The organism is Paraburkholderia ginsengiterrae, from assembly GCF_001645125.1.
GTDB lineage: Bacteria > Pseudomonadota > Gammaproteobacteria > Burkholderiales > Burkholderiaceae > Paraburkholderia > Paraburkholderia ginsengiterrae.
On sequence record NZ_LXKA01000350.1, the window covers coordinates 15,429 to 38,346 of the forward strand.

Genomic DNA, 22,918 nt, shown 5'->3' on the forward strand with positions numbered 1-22,918 from the left:
CGCAGGCGCCAATACGGGATAAGCGCTACACCAGCCGGACTTCGGCCCGGCGTCGACGTGAATGATTCAGGTCTCGCGACGCTCGCGCTTAGCGGCCGTAGTTGACCACCATCCGCGCACTGCCGAGCGTCGCGGTGCCGATCTCGTGATCGAACATCAGCGCGGGGCGGCCCTGTCCGAGTCGCAGGTCGCCGGTGCTGAGCGCATAAACGGTGATGATGTAGCGATGAGGTTTGCCCGGCGGCGGACAGGGGCCGCCATAGCCGCTGATTTCGAAGTCGTTGCGCGCCTCGACCGCGCCGAGCTTGCTGAGGAAGCCCGAGGCGCTGGCGTTCTCGGGCAGGCTGGCGACGCTGGCCGGGATGCCGGCGACCGCCCAATGCCACCAGCCGCGGCCCGGCGCGTCCGGATCGAACATGGTGACCGCGAAGCTGCGTGTTCCGGGCGGCGCGTCATGCCAGCTCAGTTGCGGGGAGCGGTTGTCGCCTTTGCAGTCGTCCTGATTGAAAACCTGAGCGGCTTCCATCGTGCCGCCCGCGCGAACGCTGGCGCTCGTTACCGCGAACGTCCCCTCGGCGAGGGCGCGGGGACCATGGGCCACCCATAGCGCGAGACCCAGCATGGCGCAGGCGAAAGACGGTGAACGGCGAAACGGCAAAGCATTCGAAACAACCTGGCAACGCGAGCGCATGTGCCGGTTCTCCTGTCAGGGCGCGAGACGGTTGTTCTCGCGATGATTATTGTCCCTATTTTGTGCCCCTAGGTCGAATCAAGTCTAACATTAGCTCTACGATGCATCATTGTTGTGATCTGGCGGATTTTGCGGATGGGAAATCGGCTATAGTCGGAGGAATTGTCGGCACGATCACTGGCCGCGTTCTCATCCGTTTGGACACATAGAAATCAAAGGCATGTCAGAAGTTCTGGAGAGTGGTTCATCTGTCGAGGGGAGGGCAATGCAAGATCCAGTCAGGGTCGTGATCGCCGACGACCATCCGGTTATTCTCTTCGGCGCCGAGCAGGCTCTGCTCAAGTTTCCCGGTCTGCAGGTCGTCGCGCGTGCGCGGCAGTCAACGGAATTGATCAAGGTGCTGCAAACCGTTGCCTGCGACGTGCTCGTCACGGATCTGGCCATGCCGGGCGGTCAATATGGCGACGGCTTGCCGCTGATCGGCTATCTGCGTCGCAACTTCCCCAACCTTGCCATCGTCGTGCTGACCATGCTGGAAAACGCCGCGCTGCTCAAGCGGCTGAGCGAACTCGGCGTGACGTCTGTCGTCAACAAGTCGGACGACCTGAGCCACATTGGGCTCGCGGTGCAGCATGTCAGCCGCAACCTCGAATACATGAGCCCGTCCGTCAAAGCCGCGCTCGATACACTGCGCATGAACGCAGGCGGCAAGAGCGACGAAGTGATGTTGTCGCGGCGCGAACTGGAAGTCGTGCGCCTGTTCGTGTCGGGCATGACGATCAAGGAGATCTCGGAGCAACTCAACCGCAGCATCAAGACGATCAGCACGCAAAAGAACACGGCCATGCGCAAGCTCGGCATCGACCGGGATTCGGAGTTGTTCCAGTACGCGCACAAAGCAATGGCTTGCTGAACCTCTCGTCGAGTACGACGGAAGCCAAGGGTGACCTGTCTTAAAGTCGCGCGTGTTTTTTCTAGGGCTGAAATAGACAAAGGCCGCCTGTCGTGAGACAGGCGGCCTTTTTATTGAGTCCGCGTCAGGCAGTTGCGCTTATTGCGGCGTCGAGGTTGCGCCGCCGTGCGCAGCCGACCATTCAGCCGGCGCGTGCAGGAATTTTTCCACTTCGTCGAGCGTCTTGGTGTCGAAGTACTTGTTTTCCTTGGCGACGCGCAACACGTCCCACCACGTGGCCAGCGCGTGCAGATCGACGTCGATGTCTTTCAGCACCGACACGCTTTCCTTGAAGATGTTGTAGTGGAACAGCACGAAGCAGTGGTTCACCGTCGCGCCGGCGGTGCGCAGCGCGTTGATGAAGTTGATCTTGCTGCGGCTGTCCGTGGTCAGGTCTTCGACTAGCAGCACGCGTTGACCTTCGGTCAACAGGCCTTCGATCTGCGCATTACGGCCAAAACCCTTCGGCTTCTTGCGCACGTATTGCATCGGCACCATCAGGCGATCGGAGAGCCATGCCGCGAACGGGATGCCGGCGGTTTCGCCGCCCGCGACGGCGTCGATCTGCTCATAGCCGACGTCGCGCAGGATGGTGGTTTCGGCCATTTCCATCAGGCCGCGGCGCACGCGCGGATACGAAATCAGCTTGCGGCAGTCGATATAAACCGGGCTCGCCCAGCCGGACGTGAAAATGTACGGTTTCTCCGCGTTGAAGTGCACTGCCTGTACTTCCAGCAGCATCTTGGCGGTCGTGTCGGAGATCGTCTGGCGATCGAAGCCTGTCATGGGCGAATCCTTGGGTGTGAGCGAGGAGAAGCGGGCGCGGAGCCCGATGGCGCAGCAGTGTGGTATGCCGCGCCTTGCCGGGCGGCGCCTTGATAGGCCAATACGCAACCGGCCAGCGGCGTGCGGGCCGGTTTTTGCTGCGCGCGTAGCCCGATATTTTACCCGAAATGGACCCTTCCGAGGAGGCCGTCGCGCGGGGCGGGGGTGAATGACGGTCATAACGGCCGCGCCGGCAGAGCCTCGCCCGCTTCGGGAGGCCCGGGCTGTGTGCCGCGTCCCGCCGCGGTGCCGGGTTCGCTTGTGGGCGACCTGGGGCGCCTTTACACTCACGCGAATTTCTCGGGCGCGCGTCGCCGCTTCTGCCCATTCGACCTACGGAATGCTTTCAATGGATGCCGCTCCCTCCGCCACCGCCACTCGCGCCGTCGCCAGAAAAGGCTACGCCGGCCGCGCACTGATTGCCTCGGTGCTGGGCTATGCGATGGACGGCTTCGATCTGCTGATTCTCGGTTTCATGCTGCCGGCGATTGCCGCCGACCTGCATCTGAGCTCGACGCAGGCAGGTTCGCTCGTCACGTGGACGTTGATCGGCGCGGTAGCGGGCGGACTGATCTTTGGCGTGCTGAGCGACTATTTCGGCCGTGTGCGCATGCTGACGTGGACCATTCTGATCTTCGCCGTCTTCACGGGCCTTTGCGCGCTGGCGCAAGGTTATACCGATCTGCTGGCCTACCGGACCATCGCGGGGATCGGGCTCGGGGGCGAGTTCGGCATCGGCATGACGCTGGTGGCCGAAGCCTGGCCCGCGGCGCAGCGGGCGCGCGTGTCGTCGTATGTCGGCTTGGGGTGGCAACTCGGCGTTTTGGCGGCGGCGTTGCTCACACCGCTGCTGCTGCCGGTGATCGGCTGGCGCGGCATGTTCGCATTGGGGTTGCTGCCCGCCGTCGTGTCGTTTTTCGTGCGACGCCGCGTCGAGGAGCCGGCTCTTTTCACCGAGCGCGTGACGCGCGGCATGCCCGAGCTGCCTTTGAAACTGCTGGTGGCCGATGGTCGCACCACGCGAGCCAGTATCGGCGTGGCGGTTCTCTGTTCAGTGCAGAATTTCGGCTACTACGGGCTGATGATCTGGCTGCCGAGTTACCTGTCGAAGACCTTTGGTTATTCGCTGACGCAGTCCGGACTGTGGACGGCCGTCACGGTTCTCGGCATGGCGTGCGGCATCTGGCTGTTCGGTGTCGCCGCTGACCGTTTTGGCCGCAAGCCGGCATTTCTGTTCTACCAGGCGGGCGCGGTGACGATGGTGTATGTCTACGCGCACCTGACCACGCCCATGGCGCTGCTGATCGGCGGCGCGGCGATGGGCGTGTTCGTTAACGGCATGATTGGCGGTTACGGGGCGCTGATCTCCGAACTCTATCCCACCGAGGCGCGCGCCACCGCGCAGAACGTGCTGTTCAATATCGGCCGCGCGGTGGGCGGTTTCGGGCCGCTGGTGGTGGGCGCTTTGGCCGCGCGCTATTCGTTCGGTGCGGCGCTCGCTTTGCTTGCGTCGATCTACGTGCTGGACATCATTGCGACGCTTTTCCTGATCCCCGAGCGGCGCGGCAGCGAACTCCAATGAGCGTGTGCGGCTTGCCGTTACAGTTGTGCGAATACGCGCGGTAAAAGCGGTCAGCGGGCGACCGGATGCGGCGCCGCAGCATTGCCGGCCCCTGTTTCGCCGATGGTGTGTCATGTTAACCACTCGGTGCATCGACGCCTTCGGGGTGTACACTAATCGCCCCACGAAGCACTCCGCACCGTCCTGTCCTCCGCCGAGGTTCGACGCCGCGCCCAACCGGTGCACGCGAAAACTGCCTCGGTCGATTATCCATTCGATAGACGCAAGCGACGCGAACGGTGCGATGTGCCGGGCCCAATTATTTACGTCTCGCAGGTCAAAAAATGGACGAACAACTTAAGCAAAGCGCTCTCGCCTACCACCAGAATCCGAAACCCGGCAAGATTTCGGTCACACCAACCAAGCCGCTGTCGAACCAGCTCGATCTGTCGCTGGCGTACTCGCCGGGCGTCGCCGCGGCGTGTATGGCGATCTACGACGAACCGCTCGACGCGCAGAAGTACACCTCGCGCGGCAACCTCGTCGGCGTGATCACGAACGGCACGGCCGTGCTCGGTCTGGGCAACATTGGCCCGCTCGCCGCTAAGCCGGTGATGGAAGGCAAGGGCTGCCTGTTCAAGAAGTTCGCGGGCATCGACGTGTTCGACATCGAACTCTCCGAGTCCGATCCGGACAAGCTGGTCGAGGCGATCGCGATGCTCGAACCCACGCTGGGCGGCATCAACCTCGAAGACATCAAGGCGCCCGAGTGCTTCTACATCGAGAAGAAGCTGCGTGAGCGCATGAAGATTCCGGTCTTCCACGACGATCAGCACGGCACGGCGATCATCGCCTCGGCGGCGATTCTGAATGGCCTGAAAGTGGTCGGCAAGAAGCTCGACGAAGTGAAGCTGGTGTGTTCGGGTGCGGGCGCGGCGGCGATCGCATGCCTGGATCTGCTGGTGAACCTGGGGTTGTCGAAGAAGAACGTTCTCGTTGTCGATTCGAAGGGCGTGATCTACGAAGGCCGCGGCAACCTCGATCCGTCGAAGGAACGTTACGCGGCGAACACCGAAGCGCGCACGCTGGCCGACGCGATTCGTGGCGCCGACGTGTTCCTCGGCTGTTCGAGCGGCGGCGTGCTGAAGCCGGAAATGGTCGCGGAAATGGGTACCCAGCCGTTGATTCTTGCGCTGGCGAACCCCGACCCGGAAATCCGCCCGGAAGACGCGAAGAAGGTGCGCCCGGACTGCATCATCGCAACGGGCCGTTCGGACTACCCGAACCAGGTCAACAACGTGCTGTGCTTCCCGTTCATCTTCCGCGGCGCGCTGGATGTCGGCGCGACCACGATCACGGAAGAAATGAAGCTCGCCTGCGTGCGCGCCATCGCCGAGCTGGCGGAAGAAACCGATCAGGGCGATGAAGTCGCGAAGGCCTACGAAGGCCACTCGCTGGAATTCGGTCCCGAGTACCTGATTCCGAAGCCGTTCGATCCGCGCCTGATCATCAAGATCGCGCCGGCCGTCGCGCAAGCGGCAATGGATTCGGGCGTCGCTACCCGTCCGATCAAGGACATGGAGGCGTACCGCGAAGAGCTTGGCACCACGGTGTACCGCACAGGCATGGTCATGCGCCCGGTGTTCGCCGCGGCGAAGTCGGAGCCGGCGCGCATCGTGTTCGCCGAAGGTGAAGACGAGCGCGTGCTGCGCGCCGCACAGTTCGTGCTGCTGGAAAAGATCGCCAAGCCGATTCTGGTCGGCCGTCCGTCGGTGATCGAAATGCGTCTGAAGAAAATGGGCTCGAAGCTCAAGTGCGGCGAAGACGTCGAGATCGTCGATCCGGAAGACGATCCGCGCTATCAGAAATGCTGGCAGGCGTACCACGAACTCGGCGCTCGCGAGGGCGTGACGCCGGACGTCGCGAAGGCAGCGATGCGCAAGTTCAACACGCTGATCGGCGCGATCCTCGTGCGCCTCGGCGAAGCGGACGGCATGATCTGCGGCATGATCGGCCAGTACCACACGCATCTGAAGTTCATCGAGCAGGTGCTGGGCAAGGCGGACAACGTCGAGAACTTTGCCGCCATGAACCTGCTGATGCTGCCGGGCCGCAATCTGTTCATCTGCGACACGTACGTGAACGAGACGCCGACTGCCGAGCAGCTCGCCGATATGACCATGCTCGCGTCGCGTGAAATCGAGAAGTTCGGTATCACGCCGAAGGTCGCCTTGCTGTCGAATTCGAACTTTGGCAGCGCGCCTTCGTCGTCGTCGCAACGCATGGCCGCGGCTCGCAAGCTGATTGCCGAGCGCGCGCCGTCGCTCGAGATCGACGGTGAGATGCATGGCGACGCGGCATTGTCCGAAGTGGTCCGCAAGGCTGCGTTCCCGGGCACGACGCTCACCGGCGAAGCGAATCTGCTGATCATGCCGAATGTGGAAGCGGCCAACATCGCGTACAACCTGCTGAAGATGGTGGGCGGCGAAGGCGTGACGGTGGGTCCGTTCCTGCTGGGCGCGGAAAAGCCGGTGCACATTCTGACGCCTGCAGCGACGGTGCGCCGGATCATCAACATGACGGCGGTGGCTTCGGCTAACGCACGCAAGCTGGTGAACGCGAAGTAATGCGAGTGTTCTGAGGCTTGAAGCGGCCGCCCGGTGAGGCGTCCGCTACCAGTCTGCGAGTCTGTGAAAACGCCACGGGAGTTGATTCCGTGGCGTTTTTTTTTGCATCTACGATGCTGCAACGTGAAAAAAAGCGGCAGGCCTTTCAGACTGCCGCTTTTTCCTTTTTTTGACCGATGCGCCGGTCAGGCGATTGCCGTCACGCGGCGTGCTGCGCCTTGCCCGCGTCAGTCGAACGCCAACGCGTCAGCAACTCGTTCCACTTGACGCGTACACCCTTCAGGTTGTTTTCCTTGACGTGGCCATAGCCGCGGATGCCGTCCGGCAGATTCGCCAGTTCGATCGCGAGCTCACGCTTGCCCGCAGTCAAGCCGCCGATCAGTTCACGCACCAGCGCCTCGTACTCGACGATCAGTGCACGTTCGGTGCGACGCTCCTCCGTCTTGCCGAACACGTCGAACGCGGTGCCACGCAGGAACTTGAACTTGGCGAGCACGTGCATTGCGCTGAACACCCAGGGGCCGTACTTCTTCTTCACCAGATGACCTTGCGCGTCCTTCTTGGAGAACGTGGGCGGTGCGAGGTGAATATGAAGCTTCCAGTCGCCTTCGAAATTCGCCTTGAGCTTTTCGATGAACGCCGGGTCGCTGTACAGGCGGGCGACTTCGTACTCGTCCTTGTAGGCCATCAGCTTATGCAGGTTCTTCGCCACCGCTTCGGTCAGCGGCAACTGGCCGTCGATCGAATCGAGCGACGATTCGGCCACGCGCACCTGCGATACCAGCGCGCGATAGCGGTCGGCATACGCGCTGTTCTGCCACGCGGCGAGGTAATCGGCGCGTTTGTCGATCAGCGTGTCGAGCGCCTTCGGCGTATGCAGCGAAATGATCTTGCTGCTTGCCGCTTCCGCTGTAGCGCCGCGTCCTTGCGATTGCACGAGCTTGCGCACCGCGGCCAGATCGTGTGCCGCACGGCGGCCCCATTCGAATGCCGCCCGGTTCTTCTCGACCTGGACGTTGTTCAGTTCGATAGCGCGGATCAGCGACTGATACGTTAGCGGAATCCACCCACGTTGCCACGCGTAGCCGAGCACGAACGGATTGGTATAGATCGCGTCGCCGAGCAGCGCGACGGCGAAGTGATTCGCGTCGACCGTATCCACGCCGTCGTCGCCGGCGGCGGCGCGCACGTCGGCTTCCGTGCTGCTGCCCGGGAAGCGCCAGTTCGGGTTCTTGATGAGTTCGGCGGTCGGCGTGTGAGCGCTGTTCAGCACGACGCGCGTGCGGCCCGCCTGCATGCGCGAAACGCATTCGTCGCTGGCCGTGACGATCGCGTCGCAGCCGATCACCAGACTCGCTTCGCCCATGGCGATGCGGGTTGCGTGGATGTCGGCCGGACTCTTCGCGATCTGCACGTGGCTCATCACGGCGCCGCCTTTCTGCGCGAGGCCGGTGACGTCGAGCACCGTGACGCCCTTGCTTTCCAGGTGCCCGGCCATGCCGAGCAACGCACCGATCGTCACGACACCCGTGCCGCCGACACCCGTCACCAGCACGCCGTAAGGACGTTCGATGGACGGCAGTTCGGGGTCCGGCACCGGCGGCATCGCGTCGCCGCCGACGCCCGAGGCGGCCTTGGGCTTGCGCAACTGGCCGCCTTCAACGGAGACGAAGCTCGGGCAGAACCCGTTCACGCACGAAAAATCCTTGTTGCAAGACGACTGATTGATCTGACGCTTGGTGCCGTACTCGGTGTCGACTGGCTCGACCGACAGGCAGTTCGACTTCACCGAACAATCGCCGCAGCCTTCGCAGACGGCGTCGTTAATCACGACACGCCGGGCCGGATCCGGATACGTGCCGCGCTTCCTGCGGCGGCGCTTCTCGGTCGCGCAAGTCTGGTCGTAAATCAGAATCGTGGTGCCGGTCACTTCTCGCAGTTGGCGTTGCACCTCGTCGAGCTTCTCGCGATGGTGAATGTCGATTCCCGGCGCGAGGCCGACGTTGGCCGAGTACTTCTCGGGCTCGTCGGTGACGATCACGATCTTCGTCGCGCCTTCGGCGGCGAGCTGGTGCGTGATCTGCGGCACGGTGAGCACGCCGTCGACCGGTTGGCCGCCGGTCATGGCGACCGCATCGTTATAGAGCAGCTTGTAGGTGATGTTCGCCTTCGACGCGATTGCCGCGCGAATGGCCAGCAGACCGGAGTGGAAGTAGGTGCCGTCGCCGAGATTGGCGAAGACGTGCTTGTCGTTGGTGAACGGCGCCTGGCCGATCCACGCGACGCCTTCGCCGCCCATCTGGCTGAAGGTGCTGGTGCTGCGGTCCATCCAGACCGTCATGTAGTGGCAACCAATGCCGGCCATGGCACGCGAACCTTCCGGCACGTTGGTCGACGTGTTGTGCGGGCAACCCGAGCAGAACCACGGCTTGCGTTCGGCTTCCACGCGCGGGCGCGCCAGTGCCTTTTCCTTCGCTTCGATTACCGCGATACGTGTGGCGATGCGAGCGCGCACATCGGACGGCAGGTCGAACTTGTCCAGGCGCGTAGCGATGGCCTTGGCGATGATCGCCGGCGAGAGTTCGTAGTGGGCCGGCAGCAGCCAGTTGCCCATCGGCACCGACCATTCGCCGCCTGCGCCGTCTTTCTCGTCGAACTTGCCGAACACGCGCGGACGCTGGGCGTCGGGCCAGTTGTACAGTTCTTCCTTGATCGCGTATTCGAGAATCTGGCGCTTTTCCTCGACAACCAGAATTTCGTCGAGGCCGCGCGCGAAAGCATGCGCGCCTTGCGCTTCGAGCGGCCACACGCAGCCGACCTTATACAGGCGAATGCCGATGCGCGAGCAGGTTTCGTCATCGAGCCCGAGGTCGGTCAACGCCTGACGCACGTCGAGATAGGCCTTGCCGCCGGTCATGATGCCAAAGCGGGCGTGCGGCGAATCGATTTCGACACGGTCCAGTTTGTTCGCGCGCACGTAGGCGAGCGCGGCGTACCACTTGTAGTCGAGCAGACGCGCTTCCTGCACCAGCGGCGGATCCGGCCAGCGGATATTCAGGCCGCCGTCGGGCATGTTGAAGTCGTCGGGCAGGATGATTTTGGTGCGGTGCGGATCGATATCGACCGAAGCCGATGACTCGACGACATCGGTCACGCACTTCATGGCCACCCACAGCCCGGAGTAGCGGCTCATCGCCCAGCCGTGCAGACCGAAGTCGAGATATTCCTGCACGTTGGAGGGGAACAGCACCGGCAGGCCGCATGCCTTGAAAATGTGTTCGGATTGGTGCGCTAGCGTGGACGACTTGGCTGCGTGATCGTCGCCGGCGAGTACCAGAACGCCGCCGTGGCTCGCCGAGCCGGCCGAGTTGCCATGCTTGAAGACGTCGCCGGTGCGGTCGACGCCCGGGCCTTTGCCGTACCACATCGAGAACACGCCATCGTATTTGGCGCTCGGGTACAGATTGACCTGTTGCGAACCCCAGACGGCGGTCGCCGCGAGGTCTTCGTTGACGCCTGGCTGGAACACGACCCGATGCGCGGCGAGATGCTGTTTCGCCTTCCACAAGGATTGATCGAGTCCGCCGAGGGGCGATCCACGGTAGCCGGAGATGAAGCCGGCAGTATTGAGCCCGGCGGCCTGGTCGCGTTCCTGCTGCAGCATCGGCAGACGCACCAGCGCCTGGATGCCACTCATGTACGCGCGGCCGCGTTCAAGGGTGTATTTATCGTCGAGCGTGACGGAAGACAACGCGGCTTCAAGCGAGGCTCGCTGACCTGCGTCTAGCGGGGCATTCATTGTGTGTACTCCTCCACCCAGTTTGGGATCGCCAAAACTTTTTAGGCCGCGGCATCTTGTGAATGCGTAGGGCCGGGCCGCCATATTGACGTGTTTTAAGTGATGGTAGCACTGGTGAAAACCCGCCGCAGCGCGTCGGAAATGCGGCGCTGCAGCGAGACGGGACTATGGGGCGCGCTGCCCTGAAGTTTTCGACCCTACTTCGAAGGTCGCCTGTAACAAGCTGTAAAAACTACAAATTCGCGGAACCGTAGTTGAAATGTCTGTCTAACCCCCACCTGCGAGCAATGTCTGCGCAATGCTCCGCATTCTGCGGAGCTTCACGACAGCAGGGCAGTTAGAAAAGGAGTACGCATGAACACAAGAAACATCCAGACGTTCCTGATGGTTTCGGCCGCATTTTTTGCCATGAGCGCACCAGTGCGCTCGAATGCGGGCAGCGTTGGGGCGCTGTCGAACGCGCTGACGCGTGCCGCGCAAGTCGCGCCTGCGCGCATCGCCATGGGCCGGGTCGCGCAATCCAGCAAGGAAGACCAGAATTCGTGATGCGCCGCTGATGCGGTGTGTCGGTTGATAACCGGCCGCTGTCGCACTTAGCTTCTACTTGACCTACTTGAGGCAGCGGCGCAAATAAAAAGGGCGGGGATCTTACGATCCTCGCCCTTTTCATTTGATACCTACGCCTCACGGCGGCTACGCGTCAGGCTTTGTCCTGCACCACGCCGCGGCGGATCTGATCCAGTTCGATGGATTCGAAGAGCGCCTTGAAGTTGCCCTCGCCGAAGCCCTGGTTGCCCTTGCGCTGAATGATCTCGAAGAAGATCGGCCCGATCTGGTTCTCAGTGAAAATCTGCAACAGCAAATCCTCACGCGCACCGTCGATCAGAATCTTGCGCTTACGCAGTTCGTCGAGCGGCTCGCCATGGTTCGGCACGCGGCGATCGACCAGTTCGTAATACGTGTCGATAGTATCGAGCAGTGAAATGTTGGCGCCGCGCAAGCCATCCACGGTGCGGTAGATGTCGTTGCTGCCGAGGGCAATGTGCTGAATGCCTTCGCCGTGATACGCGTCGAGATATTCCTGAATCTGGCCGGCGGTTTCCGATCCTTCTTCGTTGATCGGGATGCGGATCTTGCCGCACGGCGAGGTCATCGCCTTCGACTTCACGCCCGTCACCTTGCCTTCAATGTCGAAGTAGCGCACTTCGCGGAAATTGAACAGGCGCTCGTAGAACTCCGCCCATTCCTGCATGCGGCCGCGATGCACGTTGTGCGTCAGATGGTCGATGTACGTCAGGCCGTGGCCGACCGGATTGGGATTCGCACCCGGAATCGGTTCGAAGTCGACGTCGTAAATGTCGATGTTGCCAATGCTGTTCGGCTCGGCGCCGTTCTTGCCGCGCCAGCGGTCGACGAAATAGATCAGCGAATCGCCAATACCTTTGATGGCCGGAATGTTCAGTTCCATCGGGCCGGTCTTATTGTCGAAACCCCAGGCGCCTTTTTCCAACGCCAACTTGTAGGCCTTCGCCGCGTCCTGAACACGGAAAGCGATGGCGCAGATCGACGGGCCGTGCAGACGCGTGAAGCGCTGCGCGAACGAATCCTGTTCGCCATTGACGATGAAGTTGATTTCCCCCTGGCGATACAGCGTCACGTCTTTGTGACGATGCCGGGCGACGGCCGTGAAGCCCATCTGTTCGAACAGCTTGCCGAGCGCTTTCGGGTCGGGTGCCGTGTACTCGATGAACTCGAAGCCGTCCGTGCCGACCGGATTTTCCCATGTTGGAACCTGCATGCCTGTCTCCTGAGGTGTGCAATTGAACACGACTGAATGACGCAAGTGTATAGGCGTCATGGCGGTGGAAACTTGCGAACTTAATCGTGCATCACTACGATGGCGCTATTTTCTAGCGCAACTTTTCTCATGGACGGCAGGTAATGGCCAAAACAGAGATAGACGCCATCGACAGGCGGATTCTGGCAATCCTTCAGGAGAATGGCCGGTTGTCGAATCAGGAGATTGCCGAGCGCATCAATCTTTCGCCGAGTCCGTGTCTGCGGCGAATTCGGCGGCTGGAGGAGTGCGGGGTGATCCGCGGCTATGTTGCGTTGCTCGATGCGCAGCAGCTCGGGCTGGACTTGCTGGCGTACGTGAATGTTCGGTTGGAAAAACGCGGCGGCCGGGCACTCAGTCCACGCGGTGACGCCACCCATGCGGACCTGTTTCGCGCGGCGGTCCAGACCTGGCCCGAAGTGGTGGCATGCCACGCGATGGCTGGCGAGATGGATTATCTGCTTCGTGTCCAGGTGGAGGACATGGCGCATTTTTCACGCTTCCTGCAGGAGCAGTTGCTGCATCATCCGTCCGTCATCGACGTGAAAACAAGCTTCTCGCTTGAAAAGATCAAGGAGACGACGGCGTTGCCGATTTTGTGAGCACAGAACCGGAAGCTATCGAGGGTTAAAACAAAAAGGGCGGCCGTCAGGCCGCCCTTTGTTGTTTTACCGAAGCGCAGGCCGCTTAGGCTGCGGCAGCCGTGGGGATGAACGAGTCGAACAGCTTGGCAGCCTGACGCGCTTGCCGCTTCAACGCGTAGTCGAACACGGCGGCTTGTTCTTGCAGCATCTCGGCGATGATGCTGGATTGATCCGCCGGCGCCAGCGTCAGGTAAGCATCGGCTTCGCCGTAGGCGTATTCGATCTTCATGCCGGCCTTCTTCGCGATGTGCATCATGGTCGAATTGCGCGACAGGCAGTGCATGTACAGCATCGTAACGTGCGTATTGCGGCTGCGAATGGCAGCGCGTTCGAAGAGCTTGGAACCGATACCTTGACCGCGAACGCTTTCCAGCACGGACACGCCGAACTCGGCGGTGCGCTTGTCGCCTTCAACAGGCAGATAAGCGAGGTGGCCGACGCCGGTAAGCTGCAATTGGCTGTCGAAAACGCCGAAGACGGTGTCGCGCGTGAAGTCGATCGCACGGACATAGTTTTCGATGACGTGGTCGGGCACGATCTGGCCGAAACGCAGCAGGCGATCGTCTTCGTTGAGTGCGAGGAAGTGGGTCAGCAGCCGTTCGCGGTCGGCGGCGGTGAGTTCGCGGACCAGAGCAGACGCACGACCGGCCTGCTGCGACACGCGATCGTGCGCGACGATCGGTTTGGCTGCGCGGGGTGTAATCAAGTTCATGGTCGGGTTCTCCTTTTGATCATGCGGTGTGGTGCACCGCAAAAGCAATTTTAGCGGAAACCCTCCCTCATCACTAGGGAAAACCCGTATCTAATTTCGAGTCCATTGCCTAAAAATATCGCACCCTATTTTTAGATCTTTGATTTTTATGAAAAAATAAATGAAACGAGCGTTCGTAACACAATGTCGCGCACCGGCAACTTACGCCTATTATTTCGTATGAATATTGGTGCAGTGCGGAATTACGCCGGGTTCGAACTCAAACCGTGATCCACCATACCCACCACCTGTTCGGCGAACTCGCGGTATCCCATCCGCCCGTCCGGCTTGAGCCAGGTGAACGTCCAGTTGATCATGCCGAACACCATCATGGTGAGTGCCGTCTGGTTTTCGCGCGTGGCGCGTTCCGGGTAGGCGCGCGCCAATTGCCGCGCAAAAGCCGCGACCACGTCACGCTGGCGGTTGAGGATCACTTCGCGCTGGGTGTCGACCAGATACTTCACGTCGTTCAACAGCGCGACGTGCCGGCTGTGCGATGTCTCATACTCGGACAGAAACGCCCGGATCAGTTCGGCGAACGTTTCCCGCTCCGACAATTCGCGCCGCTGGCTTGCGCCTTCCACCTCGGCGATGATCAGCATCAGCCGCTTCGTGTAACGGTCCAGCAGGTCGAACAGGATCGCTTCTTTGCTCGCGTAATAGTGATACAGCCGCGCTTTCGAGGTGCCGCTCGCGGCGGCGAGATCGGCCATCGAGGTGCTCGGGTAGCTGGTCTGGGCAAATTTCGCCGCGGCGAGCTCGAGAATCTGTTCGCGCTGGGTTTCGTGGTCGGGGGCTCGGGTGCGGGCCATAGTCGTGTGTTCTATTAGTGTGGACAAGCGGCGAGGGCCGCGCACAGTTCCAGCGTGCGCCACGCGTTCGCGTTGCCGCGCAGCTTGATGCGGCGCGTTGCTGCCAGTTCGCGCAAACGCCACAGCACAATGCTGTCGCTGACCAGAAATCCGAGCTCGGCGCTCATCAATTCGGTGGCAACGCGCGTGGCGGCCTGCCAGTCTTCGGTGGCGCGCTCGAGAATGAGCGTGTCCAGTTCAGCAAAGCTGCCGCTCGTGAACGTGTTGTCCCGCCAGCGCCGCGTTTCGCCATTCGCGTGTTTGACTTCCTGCCATTCGAGCGCGAGGCGGCTGATGCGCAGCACGGAAATGGGTGCCGCATCCTGCAGTCGGGCTTGCAGGACGGCCGGCGCGAACATGCCGACGGAGGTCGCCTCGTCTTTACGGCTGTGCGCCCATGCGTTCGGATCGGTGAGGTCGCGAATCGACAGACGGACTTCGTTCAGGCGCTGTGGACTGTTGCGCAGGTGGTAGCAGACGCGGCGCAGCGTCAATTGATCCGCAGCGCTTTCGCCATGCCAGATCACCAGATTCGTTTCGCCGCGCGCGATATTTTCCAGCGCCGCAGCCTGCTCGCGGAATTCCCGAAGGAAATCGCGCTTCGTGTCGGCGCTCACCCGGTCCCAGAAGGCCGCGCGCACGTCGGGCGTGTCGTCCACACCGCGCAGCGGGCCGACCGCCAGATCGTCTCGCAGTGCATGAACGCGATCGTCGCGGCCCGCCTCCCGCAACGCGGTGCGCAGTGATTCGGCGGCGACATCGCCGTTGGTGAGGTGGACCGTGCTCATCAGCAGTGGAGACAGTAGCGTAGGACAGTTAGCGGCAAAAGGGGCCGCTCATCGACCGGAACAGGTGTCCGATCGCGAGCGGCCCCTAGTGTAAGCGGATCGCGAAGCTGCTGAAAGCGTGACGGGCGTCGTGCCGCCAGCCGGCCGCGAGCGGCTCAACGTTCGTCGTAGCTCACCACGACGCGATCGCTGATCGGATGGCATTGGCACGTCAGCACAAAACCGTCGCGGATTTCGTGTTCTTCCAGCGTGTAGTTCTTTTCCATCTTCACTTCGCCTTCCAGCACCTTCGCCCGGCAGGTGCAGCAGACGCCGCCTTTGCACGCATACGGCAGCGCGAGGCCGGCTCGCAGGCCGACATCGAGCACGCTTACGCCCTGATAGGGCAGGCGCAGCTTGCGGCGTTTTCCGTCGAGGACGATTTCCAGGTCGGCAGCCAGCGTGTTTTCCGTAATTTCCACTGGCGGCACACCCGCTTGCGGGAGCGGCGAACCGAAGCGCTCCACGTGCACCTTTTCCTGCGGCACGCCGGCGGCTTTCAAGGCGGCCTCGGCGGCGTCCATCATCGGACCGGGACCGCAGATAAAGGCTTCGTCGATGGCATCGGCCGGCAGCAGATGCTCGATGAAAGCCGCGCATTTTTCCTGATCGAGCACACCGTTGAACAGCTCGACGTCCTGCAGGTCGTCGGACAGCACGTGATAGAGCACGAAGCGGTTCATGTAGCGGTTTTTCAGATCTTCGAGCTCTTCCGCGAACATGATCTGATCGACGCTGCGGTTGCCGTACACGAGCGTGAACGTGCTGCGCGGCTCGATTTCGAGCGTGGTCTTGATAATGGCCAGGACCGGCGTAATGCCTGAGCCGCCCGAGAACGCCAGGTACTGCTGGCCCTGATCCGCGTTCAGATGGGTGAAGAACCGGCCGTCCGGGGTCATCACGTCGATCGTGTGGCCGGGCTGCAGCGTATCGAAGGCAAAGTTCGAGAAGCGCCCGCCCCGAACCCGCTTGATGCCGATACGCAGTTCGCCGTCGCGGTCGTAATCGGTCACGCCGACGCAGATCGAATACGATCGGCGCGTTTCCTCACCGTCGATATGCGTCTTCAGGGTGACGAACTGGCCTTGCGTAAAGCGATATTGGTCGCGCAGTTCGGCAGGGACTTCGAAGGCAACCGAAACCGCGTCGGCGGTTTCAGGCCGCACTTCGCGGATACGCAGCGGATGAAATTGCGGGGTGGCCATATCAGTATGGTTTGAAGTAGTCGAAGGGTTCGCGGCAGTCGAGGCAGCGATACAGGGCTTTACAGGCGGTCGAGCCAAACTGCGCGAGGCGTTCGGTGTGCGCCGAGCCGCAACGCGGGCACGACGGAGCCGGCAGGGCGCGCGGCACGAAGCGCATCACTTTTTCCTGCGGCGCAGCGGCCGTGCCGCAGTTGCCCGTGGGCGGCGCGATGCCGTAAGCACGCAGTTTGTCGCGTGCCTCGGCGGTCATCCAGTCGGTGGTCCACGCCGGTGCGAGCACGGTGGCGATCCGATAGGGCGTGAGCTCTGCCACATCGAGCGCATGAGCGACGTCCTCGGCAATCTGCGACATGGCCGGACAGCCGGAATAGGTCGGCGTGATCACGACTTCGAGTGTGCCGTCGGCGGCGCGGCGCACGTCGCGCAGAATACCGAGCTCGCGAATCGACACCACCGGGATTTCCGGATCCGGCACCGTTTCGAGCACGGCCCATGCGCGTTCGAGCGCGGCATCGGCTATGAGGGAGGCGGTCGAAGTCGTCATCGTCGGATTACCAGGTGGCGCCGGGATGCTGGCGCGCGAGGCTCTGCATTTCGGCCAGTACGAAACCCATGTGCTCGGAGTGCTCGCCGTGCTTGCCGGTGGTGATGTGCTTGACCGCTTCGGGCAGCGTCAGGGTCGCTTCGTCAAGGGTGGTGCGCACGTCGGTGAGCCACGCTTCCTCGAGTTCCGAGGTCAATGGGCCAATGCCGGCGGCGGCGATGGACTCTTCCACGGCGTCCGTGCTGAAGAACTCGCGCGTGTACGGCAGCAGGTAGTCCAGCGCGGCTTGCGCGCGGCGATGCGATTCCTCGGTGCCGTCGCCGAAGCGGATCAGCCACTCGCGTGCGTGATGCACGTGGTAGCTGGTTTCCTTGATCGACTTCGACGCGATCGCGGCCAGTTGCTCATCGTTGGAACCTGTGAGCGCGGTCCACAGATGCGCCATCAGCATCGCGTAGAGGAAATTGCGCACGATCGTGACCGCATAATCCTTCTCGGTTTGCGCGGTGCCACTGAGTGGGCCGTAGTGCGGCAACTCGGCGAGCGTGTAGTTGGCAAATTCGCGTTCGGCGCGGAAGTACGCGTAGTCGTCTTCCGTGCGGTTTGTGCCAGTGAGCTGCTGCTCGAGCGAGGCGGCGTGCGTGTACAGCAGGCGCGCCTGGCCGATCAGATCGAGACTCATGTTCGACAGCGCGATGTCCTCTTCGAGGATCGGGCCGTGGCCGCACCATTCGGTATTGCGCTGTCCGAGGATCAGCGCGGTATCCGCAAGACGCAGCACGTATTGGAGATGTTGGGGCGTGATGTGCATGGCCGCGCTTACATGTGGTTGACTTCGTCGGGGAGCGTGTAGAACGTCGGGTGGCGATAGATCTTGTCGCCCGCCGGTTCGAACAGCTCAGCCTTGTCTTCCGGCGCGGACGCCGTGATCGCCGACGATGGCACCACCCAGATGCTCACGCCTTCCTGGCGGCGCGTGTAGACGTCGCGTGCCATGCGCAGCGCCATCGGCGCGTCGGCGGCGTGCAGGCTGCCGCAGTGTTTGTGGTCGAGTCCCTGCTTGCTACGCACGAAGACTTCCCAAATCGGCCATTCCTTGTTCATTGCAGATCTCCTGATTCTTTGTCCGGCATGCCGCGCGGGTTAGGCGGCGTGCTGCTGTGCGCGCTGGCGCTGTTTTTCGGCATGGGCGAGGGCGGCTTCGCGAACCCAGGCGCCGTCTTCATGAGCTTTGACGCGGGTGGCGAGGCGTTCGCGGTTGCACGGGCCGTCGCCGTTCACGACACGCCAGAATTCTTCCCAGTCGATGTCGCCGTAGTCGTGATGGCCGCGCGCCTCGTTCCATTTCAGGTCTGGATCCGGCAGCGTGACGCCGAGCACCTTGGCCTGGTCGACCGTGGCGTCGACGAATTTCTGGCGCAGGTCGTCGTTCGAGATGCGCTTGATGCCCCATTTCGACGACTGGTTGCTGTGGATCGAATCCTTGTCGCTCGGGCCGAACATCATCAATACCGGCCACCACCAGCGATTCACCGCCTGCTGGACCAGTTCGCGCTGCGCCTCGGTGCCGGCCATCATCGACATGAGCGCGTCGAAGCCCTGACGCTGGTGGAACGATTCTTCCTTGCAGATGCGGATCATGGCGCGAGCGTACGGGCCGTACGTGCAGCGGCACAGCGGAATCTGGTTCATGATCGCCGCGCCGTCGACCAGCCAGCCGATCACGCCGACGTCCGCCCATGTGGGAGTCGGATAATTGAAGATGCTCGAATATTTGGCTTTGCCCGAGTGCAGTGCGGCGATCAGTTGATCGCGCGATACGCCGAGCGTTTCCGCCGCGCTATATAGATAGAGACCATGGCCGGCTTCATCCTGCACCTTGGCGAGCAGAATCGCCTTGCGCTTCAGGCTGGGTGCGCGCGTGATCCAGTTGCCCTCCGGCAGCATGCCTACAATCTCCGAATGCGCGTGCTGCGAGATTTGCCGGACCAGCGTCTTGCGGTAAGCCTCCGGCATCCAGTCCTGAGCTTCGATCTTGCCGTCGGCGGCCATGACCGCGTCGAACTGCGCCTGCTCGGGCGCGCTCGCACCTGCGTCGAGCGGCGCGACATTGCCGGGAATATCCAGGGATTGCGTGTACATGGGGACGCTCTCTGCGGAAGTTGTCTGTGTGCGCACAGTATAAACCAACCGACCGGTCGGTTAATAGATTTTTTGAGATAGATCGGTCGCACCGATAGGGGCTCGACGGTTTCGTCGTTGGGGGCGTTTCATCAGCGCCGCTGCCCCGTGCCGACACTTAACCTATAAAATTGCGAATTGGCTGCGATTTGCGGCCTCCTGCATCCCCCGGTACTCATGTTACGTCTAAGCGAAATCAAACTCCCGCTCGATCATCCCGAGAGCGCCCTCGAAGCCGCCGTCCTTGAGCGCCTCGCGGAACTCGGCGTGGCCGCGAACGGGCTCATCCGATACACCGTGTTTCGCCGTGCGCACGATGCGCGCAAGCGGGCCGACATCAAGCTCACGTACATCGTCGATGTCGAGGTCACGGATGAAGCTCCCGCGCTCAAGCGGCTCGCCGACGTGCCGCATTGCGGCGTCACGCCTGATATGGCTTACCGGTTCGTCACGAAAGCGCCGGCGCAACTGGGCGCGCTGCGCCCGGTGGTGATCGGCATGGGACCGTGCGGCCTCTTTGCCGGGCTGATCCTCGCGCAGATGGGCTTCCGCCCAATCATCCTCGAGCGCGGCAAAGCCGTGCGCGAGCGCACGAAGGACACCTTCGGCCTGTGGCGCAAGTCGGTGCTCAATCCCGAGTCGAACGTGCAGTTTGGCGAAGGCGGCGCGGGGACCTTCTCGGACGGCAAGCTGTATAGCCAGATCAAGGATCCGAAGCACTACGGCCGCAAGGTCCTCGAGGAATGCGTGCGGGCCGGCGCGCCGGAGGACATTCTGTATCTGAGCCGACCCCATATCGGGACGTTCCGTCTCGTGAGCATGGTCGAAAAAATGCGCGCCAGCATTCACGAACTCGGTGGCGAGGTGCGTTTCGAGACGCGCGTCGACGATATCGAGATCGATCAGGGCAAGGTGCGCGGACTGAAGCTGTCGACCGGCGAAACGCTGCGCTGCGATCATGTGGTGCTGGCGGTCGGTCATAGCGCCCGCGATACCTTCCAGATGCTGAACGACCGCGGCGTCTATATCGAAGCCAAGCCGTTTTCGCTCGGTTTCCGGATCGAGCATCCGCAGGGGTTGATCGATCGCAGCCGTTTCGGCAAGTTTGCCGGCCACAAGCAGTTGGGTGCCGCCGACTACAAGGTGGTGCATCACTGCAGCAACGGCCGCGCCGTCTATAGCTTCTGCATGTGCCCGGGCGGTACGGTGGTGGCGGCGACGTCCGAGCCAGGACGCGTTGTGACTAATGGCATGAGCCAGTACTCGCGGGCCGAGCGCAATGCGAATGCGGGGATCGTCGTCGGCATTACGCCGGACGACTATCCGGGCGGGCCGCTCGCCGGTATTGCTTTCCAGCGCAAGTGGGAAGAACGGGCGTTCGAACTGGGTGGCGGTAACTATATGGCGCCGGGCCAGTTGGTCGGTGATTTTATCGCCGGCAGGCCGTCTACTTCATTGGGGTCGGTAGTGCCGTCCTACAAGCCGGGCGTGAATCCAACCGATCTCAGCACCGCGCTGCCCGACTACGTGATCGAAGCCATTCGTGAAGCGTTGCCGCAGATGGACAAGAAGATCGCAGGTTTTGCGATGCACGACGCGGTATTGACGGGCGTCGAAACGAGAACGTCGTCGCCGATTCGCGTGCGTCGCCGGGACAACTATCAGAGTATGAACGTCGAGGGACTGTATCCGGCAGGCGAAGGAGCAGGCTATGCCGGCGGGATCTACTCCGCAGCTATCGACGGCATCGAAGTCGCCGAAGCGCTCGCGCTGAATATGACCGGGGCGCAGGCGGCTGCCTGAGCTTCTGGCGGCGGAATGCGTCAGCGCCCCTCCGCGAGGGGCGTGGCGATCGGGCACAATGCACGTTTCGCCTCAATCCCACCGCCAGAATGACCATCCGTACTTTCGCCGCTGCATGTAGCGCGGCGCTGCTCGTTCAATTCGCCGTTTCCCCGACCGTTTTCGCTGCCGACGCCCCCGCGCATTGGGTCGCCGCGTGGGCGACCGCGCTGCAACCCATTCCGCAGCGGGCGGATCTGCCGCCGTTGTATCGCGCCCCGGAAGTGGGCGGGCGCACGGTTCGCCAGATCGTTTATCCGACGCTGTCCGGCCGGTCTGCACGGATTCACCTGAGCAATCAGTACGGTAAAGCTCCGCTTGCCGTTGACGATCTGCGCATTGCGCGTTCGGCGGGCGGCGCGACTGTCTCCGGCAATGGTCAGGTGCGCGTGACGTTCGGGGGCAAGAGCGCGGTCTCGATTCCGCCGGGCGGGGAGTTGGACAGCGACCCGGTCGCTATTGATATTGCCGAAGGCACGCCGTATGCCATCAGTGCGTTCACGGGGCCGGAACAGCGGATTGTGGCGTGGCATCGCGTGTCGAATCAGGTGAATTACGTTTCCACGCCTGGCAATCACGCCGCGGATGCATCGGCGGAAGCGTTTCGCGGCAGGTTTATGCAATACGTGTGGGTGACCGGGATTTCGGTGGAGTCGATGCCCTCATCGGCCGCGGTCGCCGCGATCGGCGATTCGATCACCGACGGCATGCGCTCCAGCCTGAACCAGAATCGCCGGTGGCCGGACGCGCTGGCCCGCCGGTTCGCGGCCAGCGGGGACCGCTCGACTGCGATTGTCAATCTGGGTATCAGCGGCAACCGTCTGCTGAGTGACTCTCCGTGCTATGGCGACGCGCTTGCGACGCGCTTCGAGCGAGACGTGCTTGCGCGTCCGGGCGTCAAGACCGCGATCCTGTTGATTGGCATCAATGACATCAACTTCGCGGCGATGCCGCCGCATGGCGGCCTCGACTGCGATTTCCCTCACACCTCGGTGACGGCTGTCGATCTGATCGCTGGATATCAGAGGGTGATCTCCGCCGCGCGGCACGCCGGTGTGAAGGTGTTCGGCGCCACGTTGACGCCGGCTTCGCTGCCGGCGCAGCGGGAAAGTATCCGGCTCGCCGTCAACCAATGGATCCGAAACAGCCGCGCGTTCGACGGCGTAGTGGACTTCGACGCCGCTTTGCGGGATCCGGCGCAGCCGGATCGTCTGCGGCGCGCCTTTGACAGTGGCGATCACATCCATCCCAGCGATGCGGGTTACGCGGCAATGGCCGACGCCGTTCCGATGGACGCGGTGGTGAATTCGACTCGCAAATGAGTCTCCCAGAAAGATTTTCGTCAAACTCTTGTCATATGGCCCATGTTCGCCTAAGATTCGCCTCCTCGTTTGTGAACGAGGGCCGCGGCAGAAACCAGCGGCCGTAGCGTCAACAAGGTTTTAAGCGAAAGCAAAAAATGTTGTTGACGAAACGAAAAAGAGCCTTCATAATCTCGTTTCTCTGCTGCTGATGCAGCGACGCAGAACGAAGCGGTGCCGGGGTAGTTGAAGTGCGGTGCCGGTTCGGTGGTGAATGCGTAATCGATCTTTAAAAATTAACAGCCGATAAGTGTGGGCGCTTGATGCGCGACGCGCTGCCGGGTCTTTCGGGATCGGGCAGGAAGCGAAAGTATCAAGTCTCACACAGTAATGAAAGGAAGGTTTTTTTGTCTTCGGACAGATTAATCATTCGTCAGTACGTTGAGTGAGCGACCGGTTGGTAACACAACCGAAAACAGT

Annotated in this window: 18 protein-coding genes and 1 pseudogene; 7 read left to right on the forward strand and 12 right to left on the reverse strand. The window is 62.1% G+C overall.

The genetic code is table 11. The features are described 5' to 3' along the window. Window positions 1-88 precede the first annotated feature (88 nt). Entirely contained in the window at window positions 89-691 is a 603-nt protein-coding gene (locus A6V37_RS31435) for a YbhB/YbcL family Raf kinase inhibitor-like protein (protein ID WP_064268294.1), read from the reverse strand. A gap of 265 nt (window positions 692-956) precedes the next feature. Here A6V37_RS31435 and A6V37_RS31440 point away from each other — a divergent pair. Then, window positions 957-1,648 (forward strand): annotated as a pseudogene (locus tag A6V37_RS31440) (response regulator). 94 nt (window positions 1,649-1,742) lie between these two features. Here the strand turns inward: A6V37_RS31440 and A6V37_RS31445 are convergent. Next, a complete protein-coding gene (locus A6V37_RS31445) occupies window positions 1,743-2,429 on the reverse strand; it encodes an orotate phosphoribosyltransferase (protein WP_007179868.1) in 687 nt (228 codons plus the stop codon). Between the two features lie 388 nt (window positions 2,430-2,817). On the opposite strand from A6V37_RS31445, the gene A6V37_RS31450 reads away from it, so the two are divergent. After that, entirely contained in the window at window positions 2,818-4,050 is a 1,233-nt protein-coding gene (locus A6V37_RS31450) for an MFS transporter (protein WP_064268295.1), read from the forward strand. A gap of 323 nt (window positions 4,051-4,373) precedes the next feature. Continuing rightward, window positions 4,374-6,656 (forward strand): NADP-dependent malic enzyme, encoded by a 2,283-nt coding sequence (locus tag A6V37_RS31455; RefSeq protein WP_064268296.1) that lies wholly within the window; start codon window positions 4,374-4,376, stop codon window positions 6,654-6,656. Window positions 6,657-6,855: 199 nt separating this feature from the next. On the opposite strand, the gene A6V37_RS31460 is transcribed toward A6V37_RS31455, so the two are convergent. Then, window positions 6,856-10,455 (reverse strand): indolepyruvate ferredoxin oxidoreductase family protein, encoded by a 3,600-nt coding sequence (locus A6V37_RS31460; protein WP_064268297.1) that lies wholly within the window; start codon window positions 10,453-10,455, stop codon window positions 6,856-6,858. 354 nt (window positions 10,456-10,809) lie between these two features. Between A6V37_RS31460 and A6V37_RS31465 the strand changes: the two genes are divergently transcribed. After that, a complete protein-coding gene (locus A6V37_RS31465) occupies window positions 10,810-11,001 on the forward strand; it encodes a hypothetical protein (RefSeq protein WP_064268298.1) in 192 nt (63 codons plus the stop codon). A gap of 154 nt (window positions 11,002-11,155) precedes the next feature. On the opposite strand, the gene hppD is transcribed toward A6V37_RS31465, so the two are convergent. Beyond that, entirely contained in the window at window positions 11,156-12,253 is a 1,098-nt protein-coding gene (hppD, locus tag A6V37_RS31470; RefSeq protein ID WP_064268299.1) for a 4-hydroxyphenylpyruvate dioxygenase, read from the reverse strand. 143 nt (window positions 12,254-12,396) lie between these two features. On the opposite strand from hppD, the gene A6V37_RS31475 reads away from it, so the two are divergent. Beyond that, window positions 12,397-12,894, forward strand: a complete 498-nt coding sequence (locus tag A6V37_RS31475; RefSeq protein WP_064268300.1) for an Lrp/AsnC family transcriptional regulator — start codon at window positions 12,397-12,399, stop codon at window positions 12,892-12,894. A gap of 85 nt (window positions 12,895-12,979) precedes the next feature. Here A6V37_RS31475 and A6V37_RS31480 read toward each other — a convergent pair whose 3' ends face one another. The 8 genes from A6V37_RS31480 to paaA form a co-directional block, all read right to left on the reverse strand. Continuing rightward, window positions 12,980-13,648, reverse strand: a complete 669-nt coding sequence (locus tag A6V37_RS31480; protein ID WP_064268301.1) for a GNAT family N-acetyltransferase — start codon at window positions 13,646-13,648, stop codon at window positions 12,980-12,982. A gap of 242 nt (window positions 13,649-13,890) precedes the next feature. Further along, complete coding sequence (locus tag A6V37_RS31485) at window positions 13,891-14,499, reverse strand: TetR/AcrR family transcriptional regulator (RefSeq protein WP_064268302.1); 609 nt, start codon at window positions 14,497-14,499, stop codon at window positions 13,891-13,893. Between the two features lie 14 nt (window positions 14,500-14,513). Continuing rightward, window positions 14,514-15,326 (reverse strand): DUF1835 domain-containing protein, encoded by an 813-nt coding sequence (locus A6V37_RS31490; protein WP_064268303.1) that lies wholly within the window; start codon window positions 15,324-15,326, stop codon window positions 14,514-14,516. 155 nt (window positions 15,327-15,481) lie between these two features. Further along, complete coding sequence (gene paaE / locus A6V37_RS31495; protein ID WP_064268304.1) at window positions 15,482-16,570, reverse strand: 1,2-phenylacetyl-CoA epoxidase subunit PaaE; 1,089 nt, start codon at window positions 16,568-16,570, stop codon at window positions 15,482-15,484. Window position 16,571: 1 nt separating this feature from the next. After that, on the reverse strand, window positions 16,572-17,114 hold the full coding sequence (gene paaD / locus A6V37_RS31500; RefSeq protein WP_064268305.1) for a 1,2-phenylacetyl-CoA epoxidase subunit PaaD: 543 nt from the start codon (window positions 17,112-17,114) through the stop codon (window positions 16,572-16,574). 7 nt (window positions 17,115-17,121) lie between these two features. Next, on the reverse strand, window positions 17,122-17,925 hold the full coding sequence (gene paaC, locus A6V37_RS31505) for a 1,2-phenylacetyl-CoA epoxidase subunit PaaC (protein WP_064268306.1): 804 nt from the start codon (window positions 17,923-17,925) through the stop codon (window positions 17,122-17,124). Window positions 17,926-17,933: 8 nt separating this feature from the next. After that, window positions 17,934-18,218, reverse strand: a complete 285-nt coding sequence (paaB, locus tag A6V37_RS31510; RefSeq protein ID WP_007179854.1) for a 1,2-phenylacetyl-CoA epoxidase subunit PaaB — start codon at window positions 18,216-18,218, stop codon at window positions 17,934-17,936. A 39-nt stretch (window positions 18,219-18,257) separates the two neighbouring features. Beyond that, window positions 18,258-19,256, reverse strand: coding sequence for a 1,2-phenylacetyl-CoA epoxidase subunit PaaA (gene paaA, locus A6V37_RS31515; protein ID WP_064268307.1), 999 nt, complete (start codon window positions 19,254-19,256; stop codon window positions 18,258-18,260). Window positions 19,257-19,472: 216 nt separating this feature from the next. Here paaA and A6V37_RS31520 point away from each other — a divergent pair, with 216 nt between their 5' ends. Continuing rightward, entirely contained in the window at window positions 19,473-21,098 is a 1,626-nt protein-coding gene (locus A6V37_RS31520; RefSeq protein WP_064286705.1) for an NAD(P)/FAD-dependent oxidoreductase, read from the forward strand. Between the two features lie 89 nt (window positions 21,099-21,187). Then, window positions 21,188-22,459: an SGNH/GDSL hydrolase family protein gene (locus A6V37_RS31525; protein ID WP_064286706.1), complete on the forward strand. Its 1,272-nt coding sequence runs from the start codon at window positions 21,188-21,190 to the stop codon at window positions 22,457-22,459. Window positions 22,460-22,918: the final 459 nt, after the last annotated feature.

Coding starts and splice junctions, on each gene's coding strand:
- A6V37_RS31455 (WP_064268296.1), top strand. CDS start 4,374: ATGGACGAACAACTTAAGCAAAGCGCTCTCGCCTACCACCAGAATCCG.
- A6V37_RS31460 (WP_064268297.1), bottom strand. CDS start 10,455: ATGAATGCCCCGCTAGACGCAGGTCAGCGAGCCTCGCTTGAAGCCGCG.
- paaB (WP_007179854.1), bottom strand. CDS start 18,218: ATGAACAAGGAATGGCCGATTTGGGAAGTCTTCGTGCGTAGCAAGCAG.
- A6V37_RS31445 (WP_007179868.1), bottom strand. CDS start 2,429: ATGACAGGCTTCGATCGCCAGACGATCTCCGACACGACCGCCAAGATG.
- A6V37_RS31465 (WP_064268298.1), top strand. CDS start 10,810: ATGAACACAAGAAACATCCAGACGTTCCTGATGGTTTCGGCCGCATTT.
- A6V37_RS31475 (WP_064268300.1), top strand. CDS start 12,397: ATGGCCAAAACAGAGATAGACGCCATCGACAGGCGGATTCTGGCAATC.
- A6V37_RS31525 (WP_064286706.1), top strand. CDS start 21,188: ATGACCATCCGTACTTTCGCCGCTGCATGTAGCGCGGCGCTGCTCGTT.
- paaE (WP_064268304.1), bottom strand. CDS start 16,570: ATGGCCACCCCGCAATTTCATCCGCTGCGTATCCGCGAAGTGCGGCCT.
- paaA (WP_064268307.1), bottom strand. CDS start 19,256: ATGTACACGCAATCCCTGGATATTCCCGGCAATGTCGCGCCGCTCGAC.
- A6V37_RS31435 (WP_064268294.1), bottom strand. CDS start 691: ATGCGCTCGCGTTGCCAGGTTGTTTCGAATGCTTTGCCGTTTCGCCGT.
- A6V37_RS31450 (WP_064268295.1), top strand. CDS start 2,818: ATGGATGCCGCTCCCTCCGCCACCGCCACTCGCGCCGTCGCCAGAAAA.
- paaD (WP_064268305.1), bottom strand. CDS start 17,114: ATGACGACTTCGACCGCCTCCCTCATAGCCGATGCCGCGCTCGAACGC.
- A6V37_RS31490 (WP_064268303.1), bottom strand. CDS start 15,326: ATGAGCACGGTCCACCTCACCAACGGCGATGTCGCCGCCGAATCACTG.
- A6V37_RS31520 (WP_064286705.1), top strand. CDS start 19,473: ATGTTACGTCTAAGCGAAATCAAACTCCCGCTCGATCATCCCGAGAGC.
- hppD (WP_064268299.1), bottom strand. CDS start 12,253: ATGCAGGTTCCAACATGGGAAAATCCGGTCGGCACGGACGGCTTCGAG.
- A6V37_RS31480 (WP_064268301.1), bottom strand. CDS start 13,648: ATGAACTTGATTACACCCCGCGCAGCCAAACCGATCGTCGCGCACGAT.
- A6V37_RS31485 (WP_064268302.1), bottom strand. CDS start 14,499: ATGGCCCGCACCCGAGCCCCCGACCACGAAACCCAGCGCGAACAGATT.
- paaC (WP_064268306.1), bottom strand. CDS start 17,925: ATGCACATCACGCCCCAACATCTCCAATACGTGCTGCGTCTTGCGGAT.